This window comes from Curtobacterium sp. AC272 (genome assembly GCF_979258155.1).
In genome coordinates this window covers 1,133,148-1,159,559 of record NZ_OZ409838.1, presented here as the reverse complement: position 1 = coordinate 1,159,559, position 26,412 = coordinate 1,133,148, and the positions used below count along the sequence as shown (strand labels likewise).

At 70.7% G+C, this 26,412-nt stretch carries 22 protein-coding genes and 5 pseudogenes; 18 read left to right on the top strand and 9 right to left on the bottom strand.

Annotated features, from left to right (window positions below):
• Positions 1-43 precede the first annotated feature (43 nt).
• The gene (locus tag ACZZ0J_RS05720) at positions 44-622 is read left to right on the top strand and encodes a DUF805 domain-containing protein (protein ID WP_123292176.1); all 579 of its coding nucleotides are present in this window, start codon (positions 44-46) and stop codon (positions 620-622) included.
• Positions 619-1,353 carry a DUF805 domain-containing protein gene (locus ACZZ0J_RS05715; RefSeq protein ID WP_463435395.1) on the top strand — a complete coding sequence of 245 codons (735 nt, stop codon included), beginning with the start codon at positions 619-621 and terminating at the stop codon, positions 1,351-1,353. Before ACZZ0J_RS05720 ends, ACZZ0J_RS05715 begins: the two co-directional genes overlap by 4 nt.
• Positions 1,354-1,423: 70 nt before the next feature.
• Here ACZZ0J_RS05715 and ACZZ0J_RS05710 read toward each other — a convergent pair whose 3' ends face one another.
• Positions 1,424-1,672 carry a TNT domain-containing protein gene (locus ACZZ0J_RS05710; RefSeq protein WP_463435393.1) on the bottom strand — a complete coding sequence of 83 codons (249 nt, stop codon included), beginning with the start codon at positions 1,670-1,672 and terminating at the stop codon, positions 1,424-1,426.
• On the opposite strand from ACZZ0J_RS05710, the gene ACZZ0J_RS05705 reads away from it, so the two are divergent.
• The gene (locus ACZZ0J_RS05705; protein WP_463435391.1) at positions 1,647-2,138 is read left to right on the top strand and encodes a hypothetical protein; all 492 of its coding nucleotides are present in this window, start codon (positions 1,647-1,649) and stop codon (positions 2,136-2,138) included. The genes ACZZ0J_RS05710 and ACZZ0J_RS05705 overlap by 26 nt on opposite strands.
• Here ACZZ0J_RS05705 and ACZZ0J_RS05700 read toward each other — a convergent pair.
• From ACZZ0J_RS05700 to ACZZ0J_RS05675, 6 genes and pseudogenes are all read right to left on the bottom strand, one after another.
• Positions 2,119-2,889 carry a succinate dehydrogenase iron-sulfur subunit gene (locus tag ACZZ0J_RS05700; protein WP_463435389.1) on the bottom strand — a complete coding sequence of 257 codons (771 nt, stop codon included), beginning with the start codon at positions 2,887-2,889 and terminating at the stop codon, positions 2,119-2,121. The two genes, ACZZ0J_RS05705 and ACZZ0J_RS05700, sit on opposite strands and share 20 nt — an antisense overlap.
• Before the next feature lies 1 nt (position 2,890).
• Positions 2,891-4,684 carry a succinate dehydrogenase flavoprotein subunit gene (sdhA, locus tag ACZZ0J_RS05695; protein WP_463435387.1) on the bottom strand — a complete coding sequence of 598 codons (1,794 nt, stop codon included), beginning with the start codon at positions 4,682-4,684 and terminating at the stop codon, positions 2,891-2,893.
• Between the two features lie 48 nt (positions 4,685-4,732).
• Positions 4,733-5,179 carry a succinate dehydrogenase, hydrophobic membrane anchor protein gene (gene sdhD / locus ACZZ0J_RS05690; protein WP_463435385.1) on the bottom strand — a complete coding sequence of 149 codons (447 nt, stop codon included), beginning with the start codon at positions 5,177-5,179 and terminating at the stop codon, positions 4,733-4,735.
• An 11-nt stretch (positions 5,180-5,190) separates the two neighbouring features.
• Complete coding sequence (sdhC, locus tag ACZZ0J_RS05685; protein WP_111086627.1) at positions 5,191-5,655, bottom strand: succinate dehydrogenase, cytochrome b556 subunit; 465 nt, start codon at positions 5,653-5,655, stop codon at positions 5,191-5,193.
• 78 nt (positions 5,656-5,733) lie between these two features.
• Entirely contained in the window at positions 5,734-6,192 is a 459-nt protein-coding gene (locus ACZZ0J_RS05680) for a glycosyltransferase (protein WP_463438145.1), read from the bottom strand.
• A 250-nt stretch (positions 6,193-6,442) separates the two neighbouring features.
• A pseudogene (locus ACZZ0J_RS05675) lies at positions 6,443-6,886 on the bottom strand (glycosyltransferase); the annotation flags it as partial.
• Between the two features lie 239 nt (positions 6,887-7,125).
• Here ACZZ0J_RS05675 and ACZZ0J_RS05670 point away from each other — a divergent pair.
• From ACZZ0J_RS05670 to ACZZ0J_RS05610, 13 genes and pseudogenes are all read left to right on the top strand, one after another.
• Positions 7,126-8,241 (top strand): mannose-1-phosphate guanylyltransferase, encoded by a 1,116-nt coding sequence (locus tag ACZZ0J_RS05670; protein WP_123672266.1) that lies wholly within the window; start codon positions 7,126-7,128, stop codon positions 8,239-8,241.
• 198 nt (positions 8,242-8,439) lie between these two features.
• Complete coding sequence (locus ACZZ0J_RS05665) at positions 8,440-9,504, top strand: BMP family lipoprotein (protein ID WP_123292183.1); 1,065 nt, start codon at positions 8,440-8,442, stop codon at positions 9,502-9,504.
• A gap of 167 nt (positions 9,505-9,671) precedes the next feature.
• A complete protein-coding gene (locus tag ACZZ0J_RS05660) occupies positions 9,672-11,192 on the top strand; it encodes an ABC transporter ATP-binding protein (protein ID WP_132100097.1) in 1,521 nt (506 codons plus the stop codon).
• Between the two features lie 55 nt (positions 11,193-11,247).
• Positions 11,248-12,584 (top strand): annotated as a pseudogene (locus tag ACZZ0J_RS05655) (ABC transporter permease).
• Between the two features lie 34 nt (positions 12,585-12,618).
• Positions 12,619-13,868, top strand: a pseudogene (locus ACZZ0J_RS05650) (ABC transporter permease).
• A 205-nt stretch (positions 13,869-14,073) separates the two neighbouring features.
• Positions 14,074-14,432: pseudogene (locus ACZZ0J_RS05645) on the top strand (cytidine deaminase).
• A gap of 5 nt (positions 14,433-14,437) precedes the next feature.
• Positions 14,438-15,736, top strand: a complete 1,299-nt coding sequence (locus ACZZ0J_RS05640; protein ID WP_463435380.1) for a thymidine phosphorylase — start codon at positions 14,438-14,440, stop codon at positions 15,734-15,736.
• 120 nt (positions 15,737-15,856) lie between these two features.
• Positions 15,857-16,969 carry an adenosine deaminase gene (locus tag ACZZ0J_RS05635; RefSeq protein ID WP_463435378.1) on the top strand — a complete coding sequence of 371 codons (1,113 nt, stop codon included), beginning with the start codon at positions 15,857-15,859 and terminating at the stop codon, positions 16,967-16,969.
• Positions 16,970-16,972: 3 nt separating this feature from the next.
• Positions 16,973-17,419 carry a PTS sugar transporter subunit IIA gene (locus ACZZ0J_RS05630; protein WP_463435376.1) on the top strand — a complete coding sequence of 149 codons (447 nt, stop codon included), beginning with the start codon at positions 16,973-16,975 and terminating at the stop codon, positions 17,417-17,419.
• Complete coding sequence (locus ACZZ0J_RS05625) at positions 17,416-17,694, top strand: PTS sugar transporter subunit IIB (protein ID WP_123292189.1); 279 nt, start codon at positions 17,416-17,418, stop codon at positions 17,692-17,694. The genes ACZZ0J_RS05630 and ACZZ0J_RS05625 overlap by 4 nt, the downstream gene beginning before the upstream one ends.
• A 53-nt stretch (positions 17,695-17,747) precedes the next feature.
• Positions 17,748-18,590, top strand: coding sequence for a purine-nucleoside phosphorylase (locus ACZZ0J_RS05620; RefSeq protein ID WP_463435373.1), 843 nt, complete (start codon positions 17,748-17,750; stop codon positions 18,588-18,590).
• The gene (locus tag ACZZ0J_RS05615; RefSeq protein ID WP_463435371.1) at positions 18,587-20,260 is read left to right on the top strand and encodes a phospho-sugar mutase; all 1,674 of its coding nucleotides are present in this window, start codon (positions 18,587-18,589) and stop codon (positions 20,258-20,260) included. The genes ACZZ0J_RS05620 and ACZZ0J_RS05615 overlap by 4 nt, the downstream gene beginning before the upstream one ends.
• 197 nt (positions 20,261-20,457) lie before the next feature.
• Positions 20,458-21,411 (top strand): hypothetical protein, encoded by a 954-nt coding sequence (locus ACZZ0J_RS05610; protein WP_463435369.1) that lies wholly within the window; start codon positions 20,458-20,460, stop codon positions 21,409-21,411.
• 123 nt (positions 21,412-21,534) lie between these two features.
• Here ACZZ0J_RS05610 and ACZZ0J_RS05605 read toward each other — a convergent pair.
• Together ACZZ0J_RS05605 and ACZZ0J_RS05600 are read right to left on the bottom strand one after the other, a co-directional pair.
• Positions 21,535-23,317: pseudogene (locus ACZZ0J_RS05605) on the bottom strand (acetyl/propionyl/methylcrotonyl-CoA carboxylase subunit alpha).
• A gap of 79 nt (positions 23,318-23,396) precedes the next feature.
• On the bottom strand, positions 23,397-24,191 hold the full coding sequence (locus ACZZ0J_RS05600; RefSeq protein WP_463435367.1) for a Maf family protein: 795 nt from the start codon (positions 24,189-24,191) through the stop codon (positions 23,397-23,399).
• 14 nt (positions 24,192-24,205) lie between these two features.
• On the opposite strand from ACZZ0J_RS05600, the gene ACZZ0J_RS05595 reads away from it, so the two are divergent.
• A complete protein-coding gene (locus ACZZ0J_RS05595) occupies positions 24,206-25,465 on the top strand; it encodes a class I SAM-dependent RNA methyltransferase (RefSeq protein ID WP_463435365.1) in 1,260 nt (419 codons plus the stop codon).
• A gap of 131 nt (positions 25,466-25,596) precedes the next feature.
• A complete protein-coding gene (locus tag ACZZ0J_RS05590; RefSeq protein ID WP_111086608.1) occupies positions 25,597-26,313 on the top strand; it encodes a response regulator transcription factor in 717 nt (238 codons plus the stop codon).
• Positions 26,314-26,412 lie beyond the last annotated feature (99 nt).

Sequence of the window (26,412 nt, the reverse complement as noted above, 5' to 3'; positions counted from 1 at the left end):
TTGACTCGGACCCGACTACCAGCCAACGATCGAGGGGGACACCGTGAGTGACCAGTACCCGCAGAACCCGTCCGGCCAGCAGCCGGGCGGCCAGCCGAACCCGTACAACGGAACGCCGCAGTACGGCCAGCAGCCGGCGACCGGCCCGAACGGCGAGCCGCCGATCTGGGCCCCCTGGTACGGGATCTCCTTCGGCAAGGCCGTCGGACGCTTCTTCAAGAAGTACGCGACCTTCAGCGGCCGCGCGAGCCGCAGCGAGTTCTGGTGGTGGTACCTGGCGAACGCGATCGTCGGCATCGTCCTCGGCATCCTGTACGGCATCGGCTTCGCCACGTCGGAGCGCTCGACGGTGTCGATGTCCACCGCGACCTCGGCGAGCGTCCAGTCGACCGTCACCAGCCCGTCAGCGCTCTTCGTGATCGCCGGCATCCTGCTCGGACTCTGGGGCCTCGCGATCATCATCCCGACGCTCGCCCTCGGCTGGCGACGCCTGCACGACGCGAACCTGCCCGGTGCCCTGTGGATCATCGCGATCTTCGTCGGCATCGTCGGCATCGTGTTCGGCCTGCTGCCCTCGAACCCGCAGGGCGAGCGCTACGACCGACCGACCGGCGCTCGATGAGCAACGACACACCGCAGTGGGGTCAGCCCGGCGGCGACCAGCCGTCGGGGCAGCTCGACCCCGGGCAGCAGCAGCCGGGGTACGGGCAGCAGCAGCCGGGGTACGGGCAGCAGCCTGCCCAGTACGGCCAGCAGCCTGCCCAGTACGGCCAGCAGCCCGGGTACGGCCAGCAGCCCGGTCAGTACGGTCAGTACGGTCAGCAGCCCGGGTACGGCCAGCAGTACGCCGACCCGTACCCGCAGGCCGGCCCGCCGATCCCGGTCGGGCCCGACGGAGCTCCGCCGCTGTGGGCACCCTTCTACGGTGCCGGGTTCCTCGACGCCTTCACCCGGTTCTTCAAGAAGTACGCCCGGTTCGACGGGCGCGCCAGCCGCAGTGAGTACTGGTACTGGGTCCTGGCGAACGCGATCGTCACCGTCGTTCTGTTCGGCGGGTTCTACGCGATCCTGTTCTCGTCCATCGCCGCGAACACCCAGGTCGACGAGTACGGCAACACGGTCGGCTCGTCGGCGCCGTCGCCGTTCGCGTTCGTCCTGCTCGCGCTCTACGGGCTGTGGTGGCTCGCGACGCTCGTGCCGAACCTCGCACTCGGTTGGCGCCGCGTCCACGACGCGAACCTGCCGGGTGCGCTCTGGATCATCGGCTTGTTCGTGAGCATCGCCGCGATCGTGTTCGGCTGCCTCCCGCCGAACCCGGCCGGTGCGCAGTACGACCGTCCCGACCAGGCGTAGCACCACACAACGGCAATCGGCCCGCACTGCGCGAACGCGCGGTGCGGGCCGATCTGCGTCGTGCGCGGAGTCAGACCACGCGGAGTCGAGCCAGTGCACCGTCGACGACGAGGTCGCGGACGGTGACCGTGGGATCGGCGATCTGGAAGCGGAGCGCCCCGCCCGGCTGCTCGAACCACGGTTGCACGAAGCGGACGTTCACCATGAACGGGCGCTCGACCAGGTAGCGGTGGGTCTCCGGGACACCGGCGACGTGCGGCGGCAGCGACCGGCTCGGCAGCGGGGTGTCGAGGGTGCAGCAGGTAGCCGTCCGGACCACCGATGCGGTCGACGGGGACGCCCGCGGGGATCTGGATGGTCAGCCCCTGTTCGCCGGCCTGCGACACCTGCTGCGCCAGCTGCGGGTACGTCGACGCCGCACGGTCACGGAGCCCGTCGAGCTCGTGCCGGGCGATGTCGCGCGGAGCTGGGAACGGCCGGTTCAGGAACCGACGGAGCATCTCGACCGCGTCCTCCTCGCCGCGCGCGGTGGCGAGGCGGCGGGCCGTGCCGTAGTCGACGACCTCGAGCGCGAACTCGTCGGACGCCTCGGCCGGGACCACGCGGAGCGCGCCCTCGACCGGCGGCTCGTGCAGGGTCTCTCCGGGGAGCTGCACGTAGCGGATCGTGTAGCCGAGCTGGTCGAGGATGGGGCGGGTGGCCGCGAACGTCATGGAGCGGAGCCTATCGGTGGAGTCGATGTCGAGTCTTGGACGCCCCCGAGTGTCAGGAGCGACCCCGCATGACGGCCTGCTTGACCTCGGAGATCGCCTTCGTCACCTGGATGCCACGGGGGCAGGCGTCGGTGCAGTTGAAGGTGGTGCGGCAGCGCCAGACCCCTTCCTTGTCGTTGAGGATGTCGAGGCGGACCTCGGCGGCATCGTCACGCGAGTCGAAGATGAAGCGGTGCGCGTTCACGATCGCGGCCGGGCCGAAGTACTGCCCGTCGGTCCAGAACACCGGGCACGACGAGGTGCACGCGGCGCAGAGGATGCACTTCGTGGTGTCGTCGAAGCGTGCGCGGTCGGCCACCGACTGGATGCGCTCCTTGCCCGGGGTGGGCGCCGTCTTCGGCTGCAGGAACGGCTGGACCTCGCGGAAGGACTTGAAGAAGGGCTCCATGTCGACGACGAGGTCCTTCTCGAGCGGCAGGCCCTTGATCGCCTCGACGTAGATCGGCTTCGAGACGTCGAGGTCCTTGATCAGGGTCTTGCACGCCAGCCGGTTCCGCCCGTTGATGCGCATCGCGTCCGAGCCGCAGACGCCGTGGGCGCAGGAGCGGCGGAACGTCAGGGAGCCGTCCTGGTCCCACTTGATCTTGTGCAGGGCGTCGAGGATGCGGTCGGTCGGCAGCATCATGACGTCGAAGTCCTGCCAGCGCGGCTCGTCGTCGACGTCCGGGTCGAAGCGCCGGATGATGAGCGTGACGGAGAAGGACCCGGGAGGCGCGTCGGTGGTGTCGGTCCGGGGTGCGTCGGAGACCAGGGTGTCGGTCATCTCAGTACTTCCTCTCCATCGGCTGGTACCGGGTCACGACGACCGGCTTCCAGTCCAGCGTGATGTGGTCGTCGGCGAGCGACGAGTGCGGGTCGCCCGTCAGGTACGCCATCGTGTGCTGCATGTAGTTCTCGTCGTCGCGCTTCGGGTAGTCGTCGCGCATGTGGCCGCCGCGGCTCTCCTTGCGGTTGCGGGCCGAGTAGACGACCACCTCGGCCAGGTCGAGCAGGAACCCGAGCTCGACGGCCTCGAGCAGGTCGGTGTTGAACCGCTTGCCCTTGTCCTGCACGGAGACCTGCATGAAGCGGTTCCGGAGCGTGTGGATGGTCTCGGTGACGCGGGCGAGGGACTCGTCGGTGCGGAACACCTGGGCGTTCTTGTCCATCTCGTCCTGCAGCTCCTTGCGCAGGACGGCGATGCGCTCGGTACCGGTCGAGGCGCGCAGCTGGTCGAGCATCGCCCGGACGCCGGCAGCGGGGTCTTCGGGCAGCGGGAGGAACTCGGCGGTCTTGACCCACTCGGCGGCGTTGTTGCCCGAGCGCTTGCCGAACACGTTGATGTCGAGGAGCGAGTTCGTGCCGAGGCGGTTCGAGCCGTGCACCGAGACGCAGGCGCACTCGCCGGCGGCGTAGAGGCCGGGGACGACGGTGGTGTTGTCGTAGAGCACCTCTGCGTCGGTGTTCGTCGGGATGCCGCCCATCGCGTAGTGCGCGGTCGGCATCACCGGCACCGGCTCGACGACGGGGTCGACGCCGAGGTAGGTGCGGGCGAACTCCGTGATGTCCGGGAGCTTGGTCTCGAGGACCTCGGCACCGAGGTGCGTGCAGTCGAGCAGGACGTAGTCCTTGTTCGGGCCGGCACCGCGGCCCTCTGCCACCTCTTGCACCATGCACCGGGCGACGATGTCGCGTGGGGCGAGGTCCTTGATGGTGGGGGCGTAGCGCTCCATGAAGCGTTCACCGGAGGCGTTGCGCAGGATCGCACCCTCGCCACGAGCACCCTCGGTCAGCAGGATGCCGAGGCCAGCGAGGCCGGTCGGGTGGAACTGGAAGAACTCCATGTCCTCGAGCGGCAGGCCCGTGCGCCACACGATGCCGACGCCGTCGCCGGTCAGGGTGTGCGCGTTCGAGGTCGTCTTGTACATCTTGCCGAAGCCGCCGGTCGCGAAGATCATCGCCTTGGCGTGGAACACGTGCAGCTCACCCGTGGCGAGCTCGAACGCGACGACGCCGGCCGGCTGCTTGCGCGTGACGCCGTCCTCGCCCACGACGTCGACCATGATGAGGTCGAGCGCGTAGAACTCGTTGTAGAACTCGACGCCGAGCTTGACGCAGTTCTGGAACAGCGTCTGCAGGATCATGTGGCCGGTGCGGTCGGCCGCGTAGCAGGCCCGGCGGACCGGTGCCTTGCCGTGGTCGCGGGTGTGGCCGCCGAAGCGACGCTGGTCGATCTTGCCCTCGGGCGTGCGGTTGAACGGCAGGCCCATGTTCTCGAGGTCGATGACGGCGTCGATGGCTTCCTTCGCCAGGATCTCGGCGGCGTCCTGGTCGACCAGGTAGTCGCCGCCCTTGATCGTGTCGAAGGTGTGCCACTCCCACGAGTCCTCTTCGACGTTCGCGAGGGCCGCGGCCATCCCGCCCTGCGCCGCACCGGTGTGCGAGCGGGTCGGGTAGAGCTTCGAGATGACGGCCGTCTTCGCCTTCGGGCCGGCCTCGATCGCGGCACGCATGCCCGCGCCTCCTGCGCCGATGATGACGATGTCGAACTGGTGGTGGTGCACGGTGGTCTCGGTCACAGGGGTCTTTCCGTAGACGGTGGAAGGCGGTCGGCAGCGGGGACGGTGCTACTGCGCCGGGCAGAAGGAGGGCAGGTCCGCGGCGGCTGCGCCGGCGGGGCACGGGTCGAACGTCCAGCAGACGAGCAGGCCGAGGACGACCAGCACGACGCACGCGATGAGGATCGCGGCGAGGAGCGTCTTCCGGATGCCCGGCTTCGACACGTAGTCGTTGACGATCGTGCGCATGCCGTTCGAGCCGTGGATCAGCGCCAGGACGAGCATGAGGGAGTCCCACACCTGCCAGAACGGGTTGGCCCACTTGCCGGCGACGAAGGCGAAGTCGATCTGCTTGACACCCTCGCCCGCCACCATGTTGACGAAGAGGTGGCCGAAGATCAGCACGACGAGCAGGACGCCCGAGCCGCGCATGTAGATCCAGCCCCACTTCTCCCAGTTGGTGGAGCGGCGGGCGGCCGAGGCGGAACGGGGAGGTTCGACGATCTGCGTGGTCATCAGGTGCCCCTCTAGTTGAAGTCCGCGAAGAGGTTCATGAGCTGGCGGGGCAGGAAGCCCGCGATCGCGATCGCCCACAGGACGATGACGACCCAGAACATGGCCCGCTGGTACTTCGGCCCCTTGGACCAGAAGTCGACGAGGATGATCCGGAGCCCGTTGAACGCGTGGAACACGATGGCCATCACCAGGGCGATCTCGCCGAGGTTCATGATCGGCGTCTTGTACGTGCCGATGACCGCGTTGTACGCCTCGGGTGAGAGGCGCACGAGTGCCGTGTCGAGGATGTGCACGAGCAGGAAGAAGTAGATCGCGACACCGGTGATCCGGTGCAGGACCCACGACCACATGCCGGTCGATCCGCGGTACAGCGTGCCCTCGAGCTTCCGAGAAGCCCGTGGAGCATCGATACGCTTTCCATCGATACGTACGTCGGGGACGGCGGTCGCCGTACCGCCGCCGGTGGGCTCAGCCATGAGCTCGTCCTTCCATAGGACGGGCTCGCCCGATCGGCGAGCCCTTGCCGTTCGTGTTCGTGTGGAACACGACCCATCCTATGCGCGGGTGCTGACCTTCTCGTCCCGACCGGCCCGCAGGCCCCGACCGACGGGCGGCGCGCCGATGTTCCTGGCCGTGTCGTGGTGCCCCAGGAGCTGGTCGCCGACGGCCTCCCACGTGGTGCCCTCGACCCGGAGACGGCCCGCCGATCCCATCCGTTCCGCGAGTGCGCGGTCCTGGTGGAGCCGCAGGACCGCCTGTCGGAGGGCCTGCGGTGCGTCGGTGTCGTAGAGCTCGCCGTCGAGTCCGGGGGCGACCAGGTCGAGCGGACCACCCGACGCCGGCGCGATCACCGGCAGTCCCGAGGCGTGCGCTTCCTGGAGGGTCTGCCCGAAGGTCTCGGCCGGACCGGTGTGCACGAAGAGGTCGAGCGAGGCGTACGCGTCGGCCAGGGCGTCGCCGCGCAACGGTCCGGTGAAGGTGACGTCGAGGTGCCGAAGGCGTCGCTCGAGCAGCGCCTCGGGACGGCCCGCCGCCGGCCACGACGACGCGGATGCCGGGGATCCCGCCGAGCTCGGCGAGCCGTTCGACCTCCTTCTCCGGCGCCAGCCGCCCCACGTAGCCGACGATCGCCTCGCCGTGCGGGGCGATCCGGCGTCGGAGCGCCCGGACGTGGGCGGACTCCCGTCGGGCCGGGTGGAAGAGCTCGGTGTCGACCCCGCGCCCCCAGCGGGCGACGCGGGGGACCCCGTCCTCGGCGAGCATCGCGGCGGTCGCGCTCGACGGCGCGAGCGTCAGCGAGGCGCCGGCGTGGATGCGGCCGAGGATCCTGCGGACCAACGGGACGGTCGCCGTCAAGCCGTTGCGGCGGGCGAAACCGGCCACGTCGGTCTGGAAGACGGCGACGGAGGGGATGCCGAGCCTCCCGGCTGCCGTGATCGCGCGCCCACCCAACAGGAACGGACTCGCGGCGTGGAGCACGTCGGCGCCGGAGGCGGCGAGGATCGTGTCGAGGACGGGGTGGGGGAGTGCGACGGGGAACTGCCGGTACGCGACGGCGGGGATCCGGTGCACGTCGAAGGAGCGGTAGCGCTCGACACTGCTGCGGGACCGGAACTGCGCGAGCCCCGGGGTGTCCGGTGCGATCACGACCGCGCGGTGGCCTCGGCGTTCCAGGTGGTCGAGGACCGCCAGGACACTGGTGGTCACGCCGTTGAGGGTGGGCAGGAAGCTCTCGGTCACGACGGCGACGGTCCGGGGGACGTGCCGCGCTCCACGCTGCGTGCGCTCATGGTGCTGCCCATGCTCCGGGCGTCACGTGACCCCGCGGGGCCGACGACGTGAACGGGGCGGAGGCGACGGGTGAACAACGACGTGCGGGAGCCCGCATGCGGGAATCGTGCGGAGACCACCCAGGATCCGCACGGCAGGACCGGTACGGTGAGCGCGTGGCTGACGCTCTCGAAGACTTCTACGCGATCATCCCCGCAGGGGGCATCGGATCGCGCCTGTGGCCGCTGTCGCGCGCGGACGCACCCAAGTTCCTGCACGACCTGACCGGGTCCGGCACCTCGCTGCTCCGGCAGACCTGGGACCGGCTCGCCCCGCTCGCGGGCGAGCAGCGGATCATGGTCGTGACCGGACGGGCGCACCGCGTCGCCGTCGAGTCGCAGCTGCCCGGCGTCGAGGACCACAACGTGGTGCTCGAGAGCGAGCCGAAGGACTCCACGGCGGCCATCGGCCTCGCCGCGGCGATCCTCGTGCGCCGCGAACCCGACGTCGTCATCGGCTCCTTCGCCGCCGACCACGTCATCGGGGACGCCCGCGGCTTCCGCCGTTCCGTGCGCGAGGCCGTCGCCGTCGCCCGTGCCGGGTACATCACCACCATCGGCATCACGCCGACCGAGCCCGCGATCGGCTTCGGGTACATCCACGCGCACGGCGACACCCTGGACATCGAGGGCGCACCGACCGCGCACGCCGTCCGGTCGTTCGTCGAGAAGCCCGACCTGGACACCGCACGCTCGTACGTCGAACAGGGCACGTACCTGTGGAACGCGGGCATGTTCATCGCCCGCGCCGACGTGCTGCTCGAGGAGATCGGCCGGAACAACCCGACGCTGCTGGCCGGCATCAACGAGCTCGCGGACGCCTGGGACACCTCTGCCCGCGGTGCGGTCGTCGACGCGGTGTGGCCCACGCTCGAGAAGATCGCGATCGACTACACCGTCGCCGAGCCCGCCGCCGCGGCGGGCCGCATGGCGGTCGTCCCCGGCGACTTCGACTGGGACGACGTCGGCGACTTCGCCTCGCTCGCCAAGCTGCAGTCCGGCGGTCGCCCGAACAACCTCGCCGTCCTCGGTGACGGCGCCCGGATCCTGGCCGACTCGTCGAGCGGCATCGTGATCTCGCACAGCCAGCGGCTCATCTCGCTCATCGGGGTCGAGGACATCGTCGTCGTGGACACCCCCGACGCCCTGCTCGTCACCACCAGCGCGAACGCGCAGCGGGTCAAGGGTGTCGTGGATGCTCTCAAGATCAGCGGCCGCGGCGACGTCCTGTAGCGCTCCACCGACAAACCCCTCGAACTGGGGGTCCGAGCGTGACCCCGCGTTACGGGCGCGTTTCGGCGCGGTCGCGATCCCGTAACTGATCCCTCCGGTGCTCAGAACGGGTCCTGTACCGGCCGGGCGGTCGTGTACTGTCGCCACGATCGCCCGGAACGCACGTGGTCCGGGCACGCTCCCCGGAGGAACCCACCCGTGACATCTCGTACCCGACGCGTCGTCCTCAGCGGCTTCGCGCTCCTCGGCACCGCCGCCGTCCTCGCAGGCTGCGCCTCGGCGCCGTCCGACACGACGACCGCCAAGAAGACCGACTTCCGCCCCTGCATGGTCTCCGACGCCGGTGGCTTCGACGACAAGTCGTTCAACCAGCTCGGCTACGAGGGCATGAAGGACGCCGCCAAGGACCTCGGTGCCACCTACAAGGAAGCCGAGTCGAAGGACGCCACCGTCTACGACTCGAACATCCAGCAGCTCATCGGCCAGAACTGCAACCTCGTCGTGACCGTCGGCTTCAACCTCGCCGACGCCACGAAGAAGCAGGCCGCGGCGAACCCCGACACCGACTTCGCGATCATCGACGACAGCTCGATCGACGCGAAGAACGTCAAGCCGATCACGTTCGACACCTCGCAGGCCGCCTTCCTCGCCGGCTACGCAGCGGCGTCCTACTCGAAGACCGGCGTCGTCGGCACCTTCGGTGGCATGCAGATCCCGACCGTCACCATCTTCATGGACGGCTTCGCGGACGGCGTGAAGTACTACAACGAGCAGAAGGACAAGGACGTCCAGGTCAAGGGCTGGAACGTCGACACCGGCAAGGGTTCCTTCACCGGTGGCTTCGAGGCCGGCACGCAGGCCAAGTCGGTCGCGCAGACGCTCCTCGACCAGGACGCCGACGTGATCCTCCCCGTCGGTGGTCCGATCTACCAGTCGGCTGCCGAGGCCATCAAGGACGCCGACAACGGCTCCGTCCTGATCGGTGCGGACAGCGACCTCTACGAGGCCGACCCGCGCTACAAGGACATCGCCTTCACCTCGGTCGAGAAGGGCATGCGCCCGGCCGTGAAGGACGTCGTCGAGCAGGCGGCCGACAAGAAGTTCTCGAAGACCCCGTACGTGGGCACCCTCGAGAACGAGGGCGTCGGCATCGCGCCGTTCCACGACTACGAGTCCAAGGTCGACAAGGGCCTGCAGGGCGAACTGGACGACATCAAGGCCGGCATCATCGACGGCTCGATCAAGGTCAAGACCCAGTCCTGACCCGACGAACGCGGGCGAGGGGCTTCCTCGCCCGCGTTCTCGTGCGCCCGAGCGGTGCACGTGAGACCGTGCGCCCGCGTGGCGCACTCGAGACCGTGCGCCCGCGTGGCGCACTCCGAGACCGTGCGCCCGCGTGGCGCGCGCGAGACAGAAATAGACTCCCGAACATGAAGCTCGAACTCCGCGGCATCACCAAGCGGTTCGGCGCCCTGGTCGCCAACGACCACATCTCGCTCACCGTCGAGCCGGGTGAGGTCCACTGCCTCCTGGGTGAGAACGGCGCCGGCAAGTCCACCCTGATGAACGTCCTCTACGGCCTGTACGACGCCGACGAGGGCCAGATCCTGCTCGACGACGTGGTCCAGGACTTCGACGGCCCCGGTGACGCCATGCGCGCCGGCATCGGCATGGTGCACCAGCACTTCATGCTCGTCCCCGTCTTCACGGTCGCCGAGAACGTCATGCTCGGTCAGGAGCAGACCACCTTCGGGGGCCGGCTCGACCTCGCCGGCGCCCGCAAGCGGGTCAAGGAGATCTCCGACCGCTTCGGGTTCGACGTCGACCCCGACGCCAAGATCGAGGATCTGCCCGTCGGCGTCCAGCAGCGCGTCGAGATCATCAAGGCGCTCTCCCGCGACGCCTCCGTGCTGGTGTTCGACGAGCCGACGGCCGTCCTCACCCCGCAGGAGACCGACGAGCTGATGGGCATCATGCGGCAGCTCCGCGAAGCCGGCACCGCGATCGTCTTCATCACCCACAAGCTCCGCGAGGTCCGCGAGGTCGCCGACCGCATCACGGTGATCCGGCTCGGCAAGGTCGTCGGCGAGGCCTCGCCCGCGGCGACCAACAACGAACTGGCCGCGATGATGGTCGGCCGCGCCGTCTCCCTCGTCGTCGACAAGACGCCGTCGACCGGTGGCGAGGACGCCCTGGTCGTCGAGGGCCTCACCGTCACCGACCCGTCCGGCATCGTGCTCGTCGACGACGTGTCGTTCTCGGTCCGTCGCGGCGAGGTCCTGGCGATCGCCGGGGTGCAGGGCAACGGGCAGACCGAGCTGACCGAGGCGATCCTCGGTCTCGAGCCGGTCCACGCCGGCCGCATCACGCTGGACGGCAAGGAGCTCACCGGCCGCAGCGTCAAGCAGGTGCTCGACGCCGGCGTCGGGTTCGTCCCCGAGGACCGCAAGGAGGACGGCCTGGTCGGCGAGTTCACCATCGCGGAGAACCTCATGCTCGACCGGTCCGACCACGACCAGTTCGTCCGCGCCGGCACCATCCGTGCCGCCGAGCGCGACGCCTTCGCCGACGAGAAGATCGCCGAGTTCGACATCCGCACGCCGGGCCGCGCGACCGCTGCCGGTCGGCTGTCCGGCGGCAACCAGCAGAAGATCGTCCTCGCCCGCGAGCTCAGCCGCGAGCTCCGGCTGTTCGTCGCCGCGCAGCCCACGCGCGGCATCGACGTCGGGTCGATCGAGTTCGTGCACAAGCGCATCGTCGCCACCCGCGACACCGGTGTGCCCGTCATCGTCGTCTCCACCGAGCTCGACGAGGTCGTCGCACTGGCTGACCGCATCGCCGTCATGTACCGCGGCGGCATCGTCGGGATCGTGCCGGCGACCACCCCGCGAGACGTCCTCGGCCTCATGATGGCCGGCGAGATCCCAGAAGGAACGGAGTTGGCCGCATGACCGGTTCGGCCGGCGAGATCCAAGCCACATCCACGACCGGAACGGAGCTGGCAGCGTGACCGCGCAGGACCCAGACAACACGCAGCAGCCGCTCACCGACGACCGTCTGCAGGAGTCCCCGGAGACCCCGCACCTGATGACGGACTCGGCGGACGACACCGAGCGCCGCAACGGCGCCCCCGGCACCGACCGCTGGCACGCCGCGATGCAGAGCATCCTGAACGGCTCCGTGCTCGTCACGGTCCTCGCGGTCGTGCTCGCCCTCGTCGCCTGCGGCATCCTCATCGCCCTGACCGACGAGAACGTCCGCGCCACGGCCGGCTACTTCTTCGCCCGTCCCGCCGACATGCTCCAGGCCATCGGCACCGCGGTCGGCGGCGCCTACGCGTCGCTGTTCCAGGGCTCGGTGGTCAACTTCGGCGCCGCGAGCTTCCAGCAGGCGATCGCTCCGCTCACCCGGTCGATCGACTACGCGGTGCCGCTCGTCGTCGCCGGCCTCGGGATTGCGCTGTCCTTCCGCGCCGGGCTGTTCAACATCGGCGGCCAGGGCCAGATCCTGATGGGGGCCGCTGCCGCCGGCTGGGTCGGGTTCTCGTTCGACGGACCCGCCGCGATCCACATCCCGCTCACGATCGTCGCCGGCATCGTCGGCGGTGCGGTCTGGGGCGGGATCGTCGGTGTTCTCAAGGCGCGCACGGGTGCGAACGAGGTGGTCGTCACGATCATGCTCAACTACGTCGCGCTCTACCTGGTCAGCTACCTGCTCCGGACCCCGGTCTGCTCCAGGCTCCGGGCAGCAGCAACCCGATCTCCCCGGCCACGAAGGACAGCGCGCTCCTGCCGCAGCTCTTCGGCGAGCGGTACGGCGTGGACCTCGGGTTCATCGTCGCGATCATCGCGGTCGTCGTCGTCTGGTGGCTCGTCAACAAGTCGTCGCTCGGCTTCCGGTTCCGCACCATCGGTGAGAACCCCCGCGCCGCCCGCGTCGCCGGCATGAGCGTGCCGGCACTGACGATCTGGGTGATGGTCATCTCCGGTGCCCTCGTCGGCATCGCCGGTGCCTACCAGGTGCAGGGTGCGGTCACGACGGGCTTCACCTCGGGCATCGACGCCGGCATCGGCTTCGACGCGATCACCGTCGCGCTGCTCGGCCGCTCGAAGCCGTGGGGCGTGTTCTGGGCCGCGATCCTGTTCGGCGTGCTGAAGAACGGTGGCTACGCCATGCAGGCCGCCAACGGCATCCCGATCGACATCGTCGGTGTCATCCAGGCCCTCATCGTCCTGTTCATCGCGGCGCCGCCGCTCGTCCGCGCGATCTTCCGGATCCCGCAGCCGGGAGCCCGCCAGCGCACGAAGACGAGCACGAACAGCAAGAAGGCGGTCGCCGCGTGAGCACCCTCAGCCCCACCGCGGCGCCCGCGTCGCCCTGTCCGACCGTCCGGTCGAGACGACCCGCAGCTGGAAGCTCCCGATCGGGTACGCCGTGTTCACGCTGCTCGCGGTCGTGTTCTTCGTCCTGCTCAGCCGCGCCGGCACGACCACCTTCCGGCTCGCGAACGCCGGCGACTTCGTCGCGCTGCCGAACGTCCCGCTGTCGGCGGCACCGACCGGCTACGTCGTGGTCGTGCTCCTGGCGATCGCCACGGTCTACGCCGTCGTCGAGGTCCGCGCCTACCGGCACGTCCCGCTCTGGGTGACGTCGGTCTTCGCGATCGTCTTCGTCGTCGGCTTCCTGACGTGGGCAGCGGCCGGCGCGACGATCCCGCTGCCCGGCCTGCTGGTCGGCGCACTCGGGCTGAGCGTCCCGCTCGTGTTCGGTGCCCTCGGCGGCGTCATCTCCGAGCGGGTCGGCGTGGTGAACATCGCCATCGAGGGCCAGTTCCTCGCGGGTGCGTTCACCTCGGCGCTCATCGCGTCGCTCACCGGCTCCGCGTGGGTCGGGCTCGTCGGCGCGCTCGTCGCCGGTGTGCTCGTCTCGTTCATCCTGGCCGCGTTCAGCATCAAGTACCTCGTCGACCAGGTCATCGTCGGTGTCGTCATCAACGCCCTCATCTCGGGGCTGACCGGCTTCCTGTACTCGCAGGTGCTGTCCCCGAACGAGACCACGCTCAACGTCGGCGTCCGGTTCCCGAAGTTCGAGATCCCGCTGCTCCACCAGATCCCGGTGATCGGTCCGGTGTTCTTCGAGCAGAGCGTCATCGTCTACCTGGCGTACGTGGCCGTCGCGGTCGTCACCTTCGGCCTGTTCAAGACCCGCTGGGGCCTGCGCCTCCGCGCGGTCGGCGAACACCCGCAGGCGGCCGACACGGTGGGCATCAACGTCACGAGCACCCGGTTCTGGAACGTGTCGCTCGCCGGCGCGATCGCCGGCCTCGGTGGTGCGTACTTCACGCTCGACGCGGTCGGACCGTTCACGAAGGACATGACCGCGGGCGCCGGCTACATCGCCCTGGCCGCCGTCATCTTCGGTCGCTGGGACCCGATCAAGGCCACGCTGGCGGCGCTGCTGTTCGGCTTCGCGTCGAACCTGCAGAACACGCTCGGGGCGATCGACTCGCCCGTGCCGAGCGAGTTCCTGCTGATGCTGCCGTACGTGGTGACGATCTTCGCGGTGGCCGGCCTGGTCGGACAGTCGCGTGGCCCGCCGCGTCCGGCAAGCCCTACATCAAGAGCTGACGGCCAGGAGGCACGGCACATGACCGACACGCACGCTGCGGACGACGGCACGGCCGCGTCCACCGACGCGATCGCCTGGACGGACCCGGCCACGGCCCTGCGCGCGGGAGGCGGCGACACCGCCGCCGACGGGGCGGACGCAGCCACGGGCCTCCCGGTCGACGACGTGGACTGGGGCGCCCTCCGCGACGCCGCCACGGCCGCGATGCGGCGCGCCTACGCGCCGTACTCGTCGTTCCCGGTGGGCGCCGCGGCGCTCACCGACGACGGCCGGATCGTCTCCGGCTGCAACGTCGAGAACGCGAGCTACGGGGTGACGCTCTGCGCGGAGTGCTCGCTCGTGTCGCAGCTGCACATGACCGGCGGCGGCAAGCTCGTCGCGTTCACGTGCGTCGACGGCGACGGGCGACCCTCATGCCGTGCGGCCGCTGCCGCCAGCTGCTGTTCGAGCACTCGACCGAGGGCATGCTCCTCGAGACGGTCTCGGGCATCCGCACCATCGACGAGGTCCTGCCCGACGCGTTCGGGCCGCGCACCCTCGCCACCTACCAACAGGAGCACTGATCCCCATGGCCGTCGAGCCGTTCGACACCGTCGACCTCATCCGCACGAAGCGATCCGGCGGCGCTCTGAGCACCGCCGAGGTCGACTGGCTCGTCGACGCGTACACACGCGGCTACGTCGAGGACCCGCAGATGGCCGCGATGGCGATGGCGATCTTCCTGAACGGGATGGAGCGGCGTGAGGTCAAGGACCTCACGCTCGCGATGATCGCGTCGGGGGAGCGGATGTCGTTCGGGCCGCTCGGCAAGACGACCGTCGACAAGCACTCCACCGGTGGGGTCGGCGACAAGATCACGCTGCCGCTCGCACCGCTGGTGGCGTCGTTCGGCGTCGCGGTGCCGCAGCTGTCCGGCCGTGGCCTCGGTCACACGGGCGGGACGCTCGACAAGCTCGAGTCGATCCCCGGGTGGCAGGCGGCGCTGTCGAACGACCGGATGATGGAGATCCTGTCCGACGTCGGTGCGGTCATCTGCGCCGCCGGCTCCGGCCTGGCACCGGCCGACAAGAAGCTGTACGCCCTGCGGGACATCACCGGCACCGTCGAGTGCATCCCGCTCATCGCGTCGAGCATCATGTCGAAGAAGATCGCCGAGGGCACCGGTGCGCTCGTGCTCGACGTGAAGTTCGGTTCCGGTGCGTTCATGCCGACCTACGAAGCGTCGCGCGAGCTCGCGCAGACGATGGTCGACCTCGGGAACGACGCCGGCGTGAAGACCTCGGCGCTGCTCACCGACATGGAGGTCCCGCTCGGGCTGACGATCGGCAACGCGCTCGAGGTGCGGGAGTCGGTCGAGGTGCTGGAGGGCGGCGGTCCGGCCGACGTCGTGGAGCTGACCGTCGCACTGGCCTCGGAGATGCTGACGCTCGCCGGGATGCCGGACGCCGATCCCGCCGCGGCGCTGGCCGACGGTCGCGCGATGGACACCTGGCGCCGGATGATCTCCGCGCAGGGTGGGGACCCCTCCGCCGCGCTGCCGGTCGCCCGCGAGCAGCACGTCGTCACGGCGCCGTCGTCCGGTGTGCTGGCGCAGCAGGACGCCATGCCGTTCGGCGTCTCGGCCTGGCGCCTCGGTGCCGGTCGTGCCCGCGCGCATGACCCGGTGCAGGCCGGGGCGGGCATCGAGCTGCACGTCAAGCCCGGTGACACCGTGACCGAGGGGCAGCCGCTCTGGACGCTGCACACCGACGACGCCTCGCGGATCCCGCGCGCGCTCGAGTCGCTCGAGGGTGCGTGGTCGATCGGCTCGTCCGACGCTGCCGTGGCGGCCCGCGGGCCGATCGTGCGGGAGCGCATCGCGGGCTGAACGCGACCGTCCGACCGACTCGAGGCTCTCTGCACACGTGTGGAGAGCCTCCAGTCTGTGCAGGGGTCTGTTGTGCACAGGTGCCTGCGCGTGGTCGGTGACCACCGATAGCCTGGTCGCATGAGCGCCGACGCCCCGACCTACCGCCTGCCCGACGCCGGAGCGGTCATCAACGACCTGCCGAAGGTCTCGCTGCACGACCACCTCGACGGCGGCCTGCGCCCCGCGACGATCGTCGAGCTGGCTGGTGCTTCGGGTGTGACGCTGCCGACCACCGACCCGTCCGAGCTCGGGCAGTGGTTCGCCGACCAGTCGAACTCGGGCTCGCTCGTCGAGTACCTGAAGACGTTCGACGTCACCACCTCGGTCATGCAGACGGCTCCGCAGCTGACGCGCATCGCCCGTGAGTTCGTCGAGGACCTGGTCGCCGACGGCGTCGTCTACGGCGAGGTCCGGTGGGCCCCGGAACAGCACCTGCAGGGCGGGCTGACGCTCGACGAGACGGTCGAGGCCGTGCAGGCCGGCATCGAGGAAGCGGTCGACGCCGCGGGCGGCAGCATCCGGGTCGGCCAGCTCGTCACCGCGATGCGCCACGCCGACCGCTCGCTCGAGATCGCCGAGCTCGCCGTCCGGCACCGCGACAACGGGGTGGTCGGCTTCGACATCGCCGGTGCCGAAGCCGGGTTCCCCGCCTCGAACCACCGTGCCGCGTTCGACTACCTCGCATCCGAGCTGTTCCCCGTCACCGTCCACGCGGGCGAAGCCGACGGACTCGCCTCGATCCGGTCCGCGCTGGTCGACGGCCGCGCGCTGCGCCTCGGGCACGGCGTCCGGATCTTCGAGGACGTCACCCTCTCCGACGCCGGTGACGGCTCGACGCTGGCCTCCCTCGGCGAGGTCGCCTCGTGGGTCCGCGACCGCGAGATCCCGCTCGAGGTCTCGCCGTCCTCCAACCTGCAGACCGGTGCGATCGCGGCCTGGGGCGACGACCTCGCCGACCACCCCTTCGACGTGCTCTACCAGCTCGGCTTCCGGGTCACGGTGAACACCGACAACCGCCTGATGAGCGGGACCTCGCTGTCGAAGGAGCTCGCACTGCTCGCCGGCACGTTCGGCTACGACCTCGACGACCTGGCGGCGTTCCAGATCAACGCGGCGCTCGGCTCCTTCCTGCCGCTCGAGGACCGCGAGGAGATCATCGCGACCATCACCTCCGGGTACTCGGAGGCCTGACGCATGGGACTGCCGCCGCTGCCGGACGCCGCTGTGCTCCTCGGGGCCACCGCGCCCACCTGGCGTGACGCGATGCGCCTGGCCGGCGGCGCGCTCGTCGCGTCCGGAGCCACGACCGACGAGTACACGGACGCCATGATCGGCATGGTCGAGGAACACGGGCCGTACATCGTGATCTCCCCGGGCCTGGCGTTCGCGCACGCCCGACCGGGTGCCGCGGTCCTGGGCGACGGGCTCGCCGTGGTGACCCTCGAGACACCGGTCGCGTTCGGCCACCCGCACAACGACCCGGTCCGCGTGGTCCTGGGGCTCGCGGTCGCCGGGGTGGGCACGCACCTCGAGTCCATCGGCGAGATCGCGAACCTGTTCAACGACCAGTCCGTCACGGGGCGGATCGCCGACGCGACGACAGCGGACGAGGTCCGCACGATCATGGGGGTGTCCGCGTGAAGATCGTGACCATCTGCGGCGCGGGCATCGGCTCGAGCGGGATCCTCAAGGTGAACGCCGAGAAGGCGTTGTCCGCCCTCGGCCTGCAGGCATCGGTCGTCGCGGCCGACGTGGCCTCGGTGCGCGACGTGTCCGACGACGCCAACGTGATCCTCACCAGCCAGGAGTTCGTCGAGGCGATCGGCGACACCTACGCCGAGGTCATCGTCATCCGGAACCACTTCGACCAGGGCGAGATCACGGCGGCGGTGGACCGGGCGCTCGGCGAGCACTGACGTGGGTGCGGCGGCGGCCGCTGGGGCGGGCGTCCGCCCTTTAGAGTTGGGGCATGAGCACCGAGAACCCGCTGAACGACCCCGCTGCCGACCCGTTCGAGGTCGCGCGGGATGCTGCCGCCGTCATCGCCGCGAAGTCCGGCATCGAGCGGCACGACATCGCCCTGACCCTCGGCTCGGGCTGGGGCAAGGCCGCCGACATCATCGGTGAGACCGTGTCCGAGATCCCGGCGGACCAGGTCCCCGGGTTCAGCGCCTCGGCCGTGCCCGGACACTCCGGCACCATCCGGTCGATCCGCCTCGCCGACGGCCGCCACGCGCTCGTCATCGGCGCACGCACGCACTACTACGAGGGCCACGGCGTCCGCCGGGTCGTGCACAGCGTCCGCACCGCCGCGGCCACGGGTGCCACGGTCATGGTGCTGACGAACGGCGCGGGTGGCATCAAGGAGCACTGGACGCCCGGCACGCCCGTGCTCATCAGCGACCACATCAACCTGACCGCCGACAGCCCGCTCGAGGGGGCGACGTTCATCGACCTCACGGACCTGTACTCGTCCCGGCTGCGTGACGTCGCGCGCTCGGTCGACCCGTCCCTGGACGAGGGCGTCTACACGCAGTTCCGCGGCCCGCACTACGAGACCCCGGCAGAGGTCCAGATGGCCAAGGCCGTCGGCGGGCACATCGTCGGCATGTCCACCGCGCTCGAGGCCATCGCCGCCCGCCAGGCCGGTATGGAGGTCCTCGGGTTCTCCCTCATCACGAACCTCGCCGCCGGCATCCAGAAGACGCCGCTGTCGCACACCGAGGTGCTCGAGGCCGGCAAGCAGGCCGAGCCCGTGATCGCGGACCTGCTCGCCCGCGTGGTGACCGCCCTCGGGCAGCCCGCGTCGTGAAGATCGACCTCGACCACGTGCTCGGGACCGCTCGGTCCTGGCTCGCGCAGGACCCGGATCCGCAGACCCGCGACGAGCTGACCGCCGCGATCGACGCTGCGTCCGACGGCTCCGGTCCGGCCGTGCAGGCCCTGGCCGCGCGGTTCGGCGGCCGGCTGCAGTTCGGCACCGCCGGACTCCGCGCCGAGCTCGGCTACGGCCCGCTCCGCATGAACCGGGTCGTCGTGTCGCAGGCCGCTGCCGGTCTCGCACGCTTCCTGATCGACACCGGCCGGTCACGCAGCGTCGTGATCGGGTACGACGGCCGGGTGAACTCCGACGTCTTCGCGCGCGACTCCGCCGAGGTCATGCGCGGCCTCGGGCTCGAGGTCACGCTGCTGCCGGTCGCCCTGCCCACGCCGGTGCTCGCGTTCGCCGTGAGGCACCTCGACGTCGGCGCCGGGGTGATGGTCACCGCGAGCCACAACCCGCCCCGCGACAACGGGTACAAGGTCTACCTCGGACAGGACGACGACGGGTCGCAGATCGTGCCGCCGGTCGACGGTCGCATCGCGGACGCCATCGACGCCGTCGCGGCGGGGTCGATCACGGACCTGCCCCGGGGCACCGACTACACCGTCGCGTCGTCGGCGCTGCTCGACGCCTACGTGGCCGCCACCGCCGCCATCGTGCCGACCCCGACCCTGGCGCCGCAGGAGCAGCCGACGGTCGTGTACACGGCGATGCACGGTGTCGGGTGGGAGACCGCACGCGCGGTGTTCGCCGCCGCCGGGTTCGCGTCGCCCGCGGTCGTGCCGGAGCAGATCGAGCCGGACGGAGCGTTCCCGACGGTGTCGTTCCCGAACCCGGAAGAGCCCGGCGCGATGGACCTGGCGATCGCTCGCGGGCTCGCCGTCGGCGCAGACCTCGTCATCGCGAACGATCCCGACGCCGACCGGCTCGCGCTCGCGATCCCGGCGGTCGCCGACTCCGGGGACCCGACCTACCGCCGACTGTCGGGCAACGAGGTCGGGTGGCTGCTCGGGTGGCAGGCTGCCGTCCGTGCGTCGGAGACCGGCGCCACTGGCACCCTCGCGGCGTCGATCGTCTCGTCGCCGGCGCTGGCCCGCGTCGCCGCCCGCCACGGTCTGGAGTACCGCGACACCCTGACCGGCTTCAAGTGGGTCTCGCGGGTGCCCGGGCTCCTCTTCGGGTACGAAGAGGCCCTCGGCTACCTGGTGGACCCGTCGGTCGTCCGCGACAAGGACGGCATCTCGGCGGCACTGTCGCTGCTGTCGTTGGCGTCGGACCTCGCCGCTGCCGGATCGTCGATCGCCGGGCAGCTCGACGCCTTCGCCGCCGAGTTCGGGGCGTTCGCGTCCGGGCAGGTCGCGACCCGCGTGGACGACCTGTCCCGCATCGGCGAGATCATGGCGTCGCTGCGGTCCGCGCCGCCGTCGTCGCTCGGCGGCCTGGACGTCCGCACCGTGACGGACTACGTCGACGGGGTGGAGGGCTTCCCGCCGTCCGACATCCTGCGCTACGACCTGACCGGTGACGCGCGCGTGATCGTCCGACCGAGCGGCACCGAGCCCAAGGTCAAGGTCTACATCGACACCGTCGCCGAGACCCCCGCCGAGGCCCAGCGCCTCGTCGACGCCCTCGCGGCGTCGGTCCGCCCCTTGGTCTAGTAGGGCGCTGCCCGCGCGCCCGGCTCGTTCGTGTTGCGCCCCGCTGCGCTCCGCTCGTTCGTGTTGCGCCCCGCTGCGGGCATCGCGCCCCGACTCTTCGGGGCGCGATGCCCGCGACGGGGTGCGCTGCCCCGTGGCTTGTCCACAGATCGCGCAGACCCCGCTCGCGACGGACCGTGCGTCGCGATCATCGGAGCATGGAACACGAACCCATCTCGACCGTCGGCCTCGCGCAGGACCCCGGTCGGGCGTCGGCGATCCGTCGCGCAGCGGATGCCGGCGCCCTCGTCCGGGTGCACCGTGGCACGTACGTCGGGTCGGGCGAGTGGGCCTCGATGACGGAACGCGAGCGACATCGCATGCTCGTGCGGAGTGTGCTCGCCGGCGGGACGGGCTCCGTCGTGGTGTCGCACCGGTCAGCGGTCGCCGTGCTCGGACTGCCGTGGATCGGGGCGTTCGGCGAGCGTGTCACGGTGACCGACCCGTCCCGGGACCGGGGCCAGGTCAAGCGGAGCATCCAGCGCATCGGCAGCGCCGGCCGGCGACCGTCCTCCGTCGAGGTCGACGGTGTACCCGTCACGACGTTGACCGAGACCGCGGTCGACGTCGCCCTTCGCGAACACCCGTGGCGTGCCATCGTCGTGCTCGACGCGGTCCTGCGGCGCGGCGTCGAGCGGGCGACGATCCTCGAAGCGCTCGGGAGTCGCCGTGCTCGCGGGCATCGACGCGCGCGGGAACTGGTCGAGTACGCGGATCCGCTCGCCGAGTCACCGGGGGAGAGCATCACGCGGTGGGGTGCGCACGTGCTCGGCGCACCGGACCCGGTCCTGCAGCAGGAGTTCCGGCACGACGGCCTGCTCCACGACCGGGTGGACCTGTGGTTCGCGGAAGCCGGGGTGATCGTCGAGTTCGACGGCCGGGTGAAGTACGACGACCCGCGGCGAGGACGCACAGCGGCAGACGCCCTGGTCGACGAGAAGCGCCGTGAGGACCGTCTCCGCCGTCGTCGGGGGGTCAACGGATTCGCACGGGTGATGTGGTCGGACGCGATGCCCGCGGGGCAGCTCCCGCGGATCCTGCACGATGCCGGGGTGCCGCTCGGTCCGAACTGGGGTACTGCCTGGCGTCATGCTGCGAGCCGCGCCCTCTGACGGTCATCGCGCCCCGAAGAGTCGGGGCGCGATGACCGCAGCGGGCGCAACCCGAGCTGACGAGCCGCGACGGCCCGCGACGGGCCCGCGACGGGCCCGCGACAGCCCGCGACTCCGCGCGGCCTACGCCAGCTCGAGCAGCACGTGACCGGACGAGACCGTCTGGCCGACCGGGGCGTTCAGCCCGGTGACGACGCCGTCCTTGTGGGCCTGCACGGGCTGCTCCATCTTCATGGCCTCGAGCACGACGAGCAGGTCGCCCTTCACCACGGTGTCACCCTCGGCGACCGCGAGCTTCACGACGGTCGCCTGCATCGGCGACGCAACGGACCCGCCGGACTTCGCGATGCCGCCCTTGACCGCCGACGAGCGGCGCTTCGGGGAGCGGAGGGACCGGCGGGACGACGACCGGCGACACCGGCGGCGGCACCGCCACCGACGATCGACGGCATGGTGACCTCGATGCGCTTGCCCTGCACCTCGACGACGACCGAGTCGCGCGCCGCCGGCTCCGGAAGCGACTCGGGGAGCCGCTCCACGCCGGGATCTCGTTGACGAATTCGGTCTCGATCCACTGCGTGTACACGGAGAACGGCGAGGAGTCGTCCGTCGCGAACGCCGGGTCCGACACGACCGCACGGTGGAAGGGGAGCACGGTCGGCAGGCCGGTGACCTCGAACTCGGCCAGTGCACGACGCGAGCGCTCCAACGCCTCGGCACGGGTGGCGCCGGTGACGATGAGCTTCGCGAGCATCGAGTCGAACGAACCGGACACGACGTCGCCGCTCACGACGCCCGAGTCGACGCGGACACCGGGGCCGGACGGCGCGTTGAAGGCGTGCACGGGGCCGGGCGCGGGGAAGAAGTTCCGGCCCGGGTCCTCGCCGTTGATGCGGAACTCGAACGAGTGACCACGCGCCACGGGGTCGGAGTAGTCGAGCACGCCGCCCTCGGCGATGCGGAACTGCTCGCGCACCAGGTCGATGCCGGTGACCTCTTCGGACACGCAGTGCTCGACCTGCAGGCGGGTGTTGACCTCGAGGAAGGACACCGTGCCGTCGGCGCCGATCAGGAACTCGCAGGTGCCGGCACCGACGTAGCCGACCTCGCGCAGGATCGCCTTCGACGACTCGTACAGTCGCTCCTGCTGCGCGTCCGACAGGTACGGCGCGGGCGCCTCCTCGACGAGCTTCTGGTGCCGGCGCTGCAGCGAGCAGTCACGCGTCGACACGACGACGACGTTGCCGTGCTGGTCGGCGAGGCACTGGGTCTCGACGTGGCGCGGCTTGTCGAGGTACTTCTCGACGAAGCACTCGCCCCGACCGAACGCCGCGATGGCTTCACGCGTCGCCGACTCGAACTGCGAGGCGACCTCGTCGCGCGTCCGTGCGACCTTGAGACCACGGCCACCGCCGCCGAAGGCCGCCTTGATGGCGACCGGCAGGCCGACCTCGTCGGCGAACGCGATGACCTCGGAGGCGTCCTTGACGGGCTCGATGGTGCCGGGGGCGAGCGGCGCGCCGACCTTCTCGGCGACGTGCCGCGCGGAGACCTTGTCGCCGAGGCGCTCGATCGAGTCGGGCGACGGGCCGATCCAGGTCAGTCCGGCGTCGATGACGGCACGGGCGAAGTCGGCGTTCTCGGCAAGGAACCCGTAGCCCGGGTGCACGGCGTCCGCGCCGGACCGTCGGGCGACCGAGATGATCTTGTCGATGACGAGGTAGGTGTCGGCGCTCGTGGTGCCGTTCAGCGCGTAGGCCTCGTCGGCGAGGCGGGCGTGCAGGGCGTCACGGTCCTGGTCGGCGTAGACGGCGACCGATGCCTTGCCTGCGTCGCGGGCCGCGCGGATGATGCGGACGGCGATCTCGCCGCGGTTCGCGATGAGGACCTTGCTGATACGGGGCATGAGACATCAGCGTATTCGTGCAACGGGAGCACGAATTGACTGGCACCCACAAAGAACCGTGCCGAACAAGTGCGGATGTCTACAGTGACCAGAACTCGTGCCAGCGGACACCGAAGCCTCGTAGCAGCATCGACCGCAGCACCGGCAGGGACAGCCCGACCACCGCAGACGGTGCCCCGTCGATTCGCGAGATGTACGCCGCCGCCCGCCCGTCGATGGTGAACGCCCCCGCGACCTCGAGCGGCTCGCCCGTCGCCACGTACGCGTCGATCTCCTCGGCGGACAGGTCGTCGGCGAACGTCAGCACGGCGCTGTCCACGGCGACCACGCGGTCGCCAGCGGCGGCCAGGGCCGACCCGCCTGGAGCGACGTCCCCCAGCTCCGGCACGCCGGCAGGAGACGTCACCAGGCTGCGGACGGGAGGCGCAGGGCGGGCCGCATCCGGGCCTCCCGTCCGTCCCGTGGCCGGGTCCAGGTCGCGGCGCCGGTCGTCGCGTCGTCGATCGATCACGCAGTGCCCACTCCACAGCGTCCCGCCGCCGGCGGCGAGCATCTGCCGCCAGCGTTCCCGGGCCACCGACGGGTCGTGCGGCTTGCCGTACAGGCGCCCGTCGACCTCGAAGGCGGAGTCGCCGCCGAACACGAAGCCGTCGACCGGCGACCCTGCGACGTCGGCGTCCGCGACGGCCGATGCCTTGGCGACGGCCAGCAGCGACACGAGCTCCGGGCCGGTCAGGTCACGGCCGAGCGAGGCGGCGGCAGCGGACGCCGCGGCGTCCTCGTCGACCCCGGGCGACACGAGCACGGGCTCGATCCCGGACTGGGCGAGGAGTGCTCGGCGGGCGGGGGATGTACTCGCGAGGTACAGACGCATGGGACCATCGAACCATGGGTGAATCCGTCGGAACGCTGCTCGAACTCGACGTCACCGGGATCGCCCACGGCGGCATCTCGGTGGCACGACACGAAGGTCGGGTGGTCTTCGTCTCCGACGCGATCCCCGGGGAGCGCGTCGTCGCCCGGGTGACCGAGGACCGGAAGAAGTCGTTCTGGCGCGCCGACACCGTCAGTGTCGTCACCCCGAGCGAGCACCGCGTCGACCACGTCTGGGCCGAGGCCGCGCTCGACCGCGACCCCGAGACGCGCCCGGGCGGTGCCGAGTTCGGCCACATCGCCCTCGCGCACCAGCGCACGCTGAAGCACGACGTGCTCGTCGACTCGTTCTCGCGGTTCGCGCACACCGACCTGGCGTCGGTGCTCGGCACGGACGTCGTCGTCGAGGCCGCACCCGGTGACGACGCCGCGAACGGCCTCGGCTGGCGCACCCGGGTCCGGCTGCACGTCGACGAGCACGGCACCGCCGGCCCGTTCGCCGCACGCTCGCACTCGGTCATCCCCGTCACCAGCCTGCCGCTCGCGAACGACGCCGTGCAGCAGAGCGCGCCGCTCGGCCGTGGCGTGATGCCCGGGTCGTCGGTCATCGACGTGCTGGCACCGAGTGGCTCCGAGGGCGCGCGCCTCGTCATCGACGAGCAGAAGCCCACCGTGGTGACCGAGGTCGTGGGGGAGCGCACCTTCGAGGTGGACGACAACGGCTTCTGGCAGGTGCACCGTGCCGCGGCGTCGGTGCTCACCGAGGCCGTGCAGGACCTGGTCGACCGCGACCGGCTCGACCCCGAGGGCACCCACCTGGACCTGTACGGCGGCGTCGGCCTGCTCGCCGCCGCGCTCGGCGACCTCGTCGGCCCGAAGGCGCGCCTCACGAGCGTCGAGAGCGCCGCACGCGCGACCGAGCACGCGCAGGAGAACCTCGCCGAGTGGCTCGGTGCGCGTGCCGAGACCGGGCGGGTCGACCGCTGGCTCGCGAACACGGTGGCGAACGCCTCGCGCACCGAGCAGGACCGGTTCCGCGCCGGCACGATCGTCCTCGACCCGCCGCGTGCCGGTGCCGGTCGTCAGGTCGTCGAGCAGATCGCGGCCCTGCACCCGTCGCAGGTCGTCTACGTCGCCTGCGACCCGGTCGCGCTCGCCCGCGACGTCGCGACGTTCGCCGACCTGGGGTACAAGCTCGAGGCACTGCGGGCGTTCGACCTGTTCCCGCACACCCACCACATGGAGGCCGTGGCGCGCCTGACACCCGCGCGCTGACGGGCAACCGGGCGGTTTCGTCCGCGTGGCGCGTCCGGTTTCCCCGGACCTGAGTCCAGCCTGGGTATCCTGGGCGCTGATGGCGATCCGGTTTCAGGGGCCGGAGACGCACATCGGAACGAGAGGCCACAGTGGGAGCAGGAACGACAACCGCAGCCGAGACGTCGGGCACGGCCACCAGGCCGGTCCGGGTCGCGATCGTGGACGACCACGAGTCCGTGCGACTCGGGATCCAGGCGGCGTGCCAGAACGAGGGCTTCGAGGTGGTGCTCACCGCCGCGAGCGTGCCCGAGTACGTCCAGAACCTCGACGGGCGCGAGGTCGACGTCGTCGTCCTCGACCTGTCCCTCGGAGACGGCTCGACCGTGACCGAGAACGTCAAGGGCGTGCAGGGGACCGGCTCCGCCGTGCTCGTGCACTCCATCGCGGACCGCGTCGCCAACGTCCGTGAGGCACTCGCAGCAGGTGCTGCCGGTGTCATCCCGAAGTCGTCCGCCACGAAGACGGTGATGGCAGCGGTCGCCACCGTCGCGCGTGGTGACGTGCTGAACAACCTCGAGTGGGCGAGCGCCATCGACGCCGACCGGGACTTCGCGAAGGCCCAGCTCGGCCGGCGCGAGCGCGAGATCCTGCACCTGTACGCCTCGGGCCTGCCGCTCAAGCTGGCGGCGCAGCAACTCGGCATCGGGTACTCCACGGCTCGTGAGTACCTCGACCGCATCCGCGTGAAGTACGTCGAGGTCGGTCGCCCGGCCCCGACGAAGGTCGACCTCCTGCGACGGGCGGTCGAGGACGGCATCCTCCCTGGGCTCGACTCGGGCATCGACCCCGACGGTGACGGTCGCTGAACACGATGGCGAGCGCGGCTGAGCCGGCGTCGCGCCGGGGGACCGGTCGGGGGAGCGTCCCGGGGACCGGTCGGGGGACCGGTCGGCGGTTCGGCCGCG

Coding starts and splice junctions, on each gene's coding strand:
- ACZZ0J_RS05715 (WP_463435395.1), top strand. CDS start 619: ATGAGCAACGACACACCGCAGTGGGGTCAGCCCGGCGGCGACCAGCCG.
- ACZZ0J_RS05700 (WP_463435389.1), bottom strand. CDS start 2,889: ATGACCGACACCCTGGTCTCCGACGCACCCCGGACCGACACCACCGAC.
- sdhD (WP_463435385.1), bottom strand. CDS start 5,179: ATGACCACGCAGATCGTCGAACCTCCCCGTTCCGCCTCGGCCGCCCGC.
- sdhC (WP_111086627.1), bottom strand. CDS start 5,655: ATGGCTGAGCCCACCGGCGGCGGTACGGCGACCGCCGTCCCCGACGTA.
- ACZZ0J_RS05660 (WP_132100097.1), top strand. CDS start 9,672: ATGAAGCTCGAACTCCGCGGCATCACCAAGCGGTTCGGCGCCCTGGTC.
- ACZZ0J_RS05640 (WP_463435380.1), top strand. CDS start 14,438: ATGGCCGTCGAGCCGTTCGACACCGTCGACCTCATCCGCACGAAGCGA.
- ACZZ0J_RS05635 (WP_463435378.1), top strand. CDS start 15,857: ATGAGCGCCGACGCCCCGACCTACCGCCTGCCCGACGCCGGAGCGGTC.
- ACZZ0J_RS05630 (WP_463435376.1), top strand. CDS start 16,973: ATGGGACTGCCGCCGCTGCCGGACGCCGCTGTGCTCCTCGGGGCCACC.
- ACZZ0J_RS05620 (WP_463435373.1), top strand. CDS start 17,748: ATGAGCACCGAGAACCCGCTGAACGACCCCGCTGCCGACCCGTTCGAG.
- ACZZ0J_RS05610 (WP_463435369.1), top strand. CDS start 20,458: ATGGAACACGAACCCATCTCGACCGTCGGCCTCGCGCAGGACCCCGGT.
- ACZZ0J_RS05600 (WP_463435367.1), bottom strand. CDS start 24,191: ATGCGTCTGTACCTCGCGAGTACATCCCCCGCCCGCCGAGCACTCCTC.
- ACZZ0J_RS05595 (WP_463435365.1), top strand. CDS start 24,206: ATGGGTGAATCCGTCGGAACGCTGCTCGAACTCGACGTCACCGGGATC.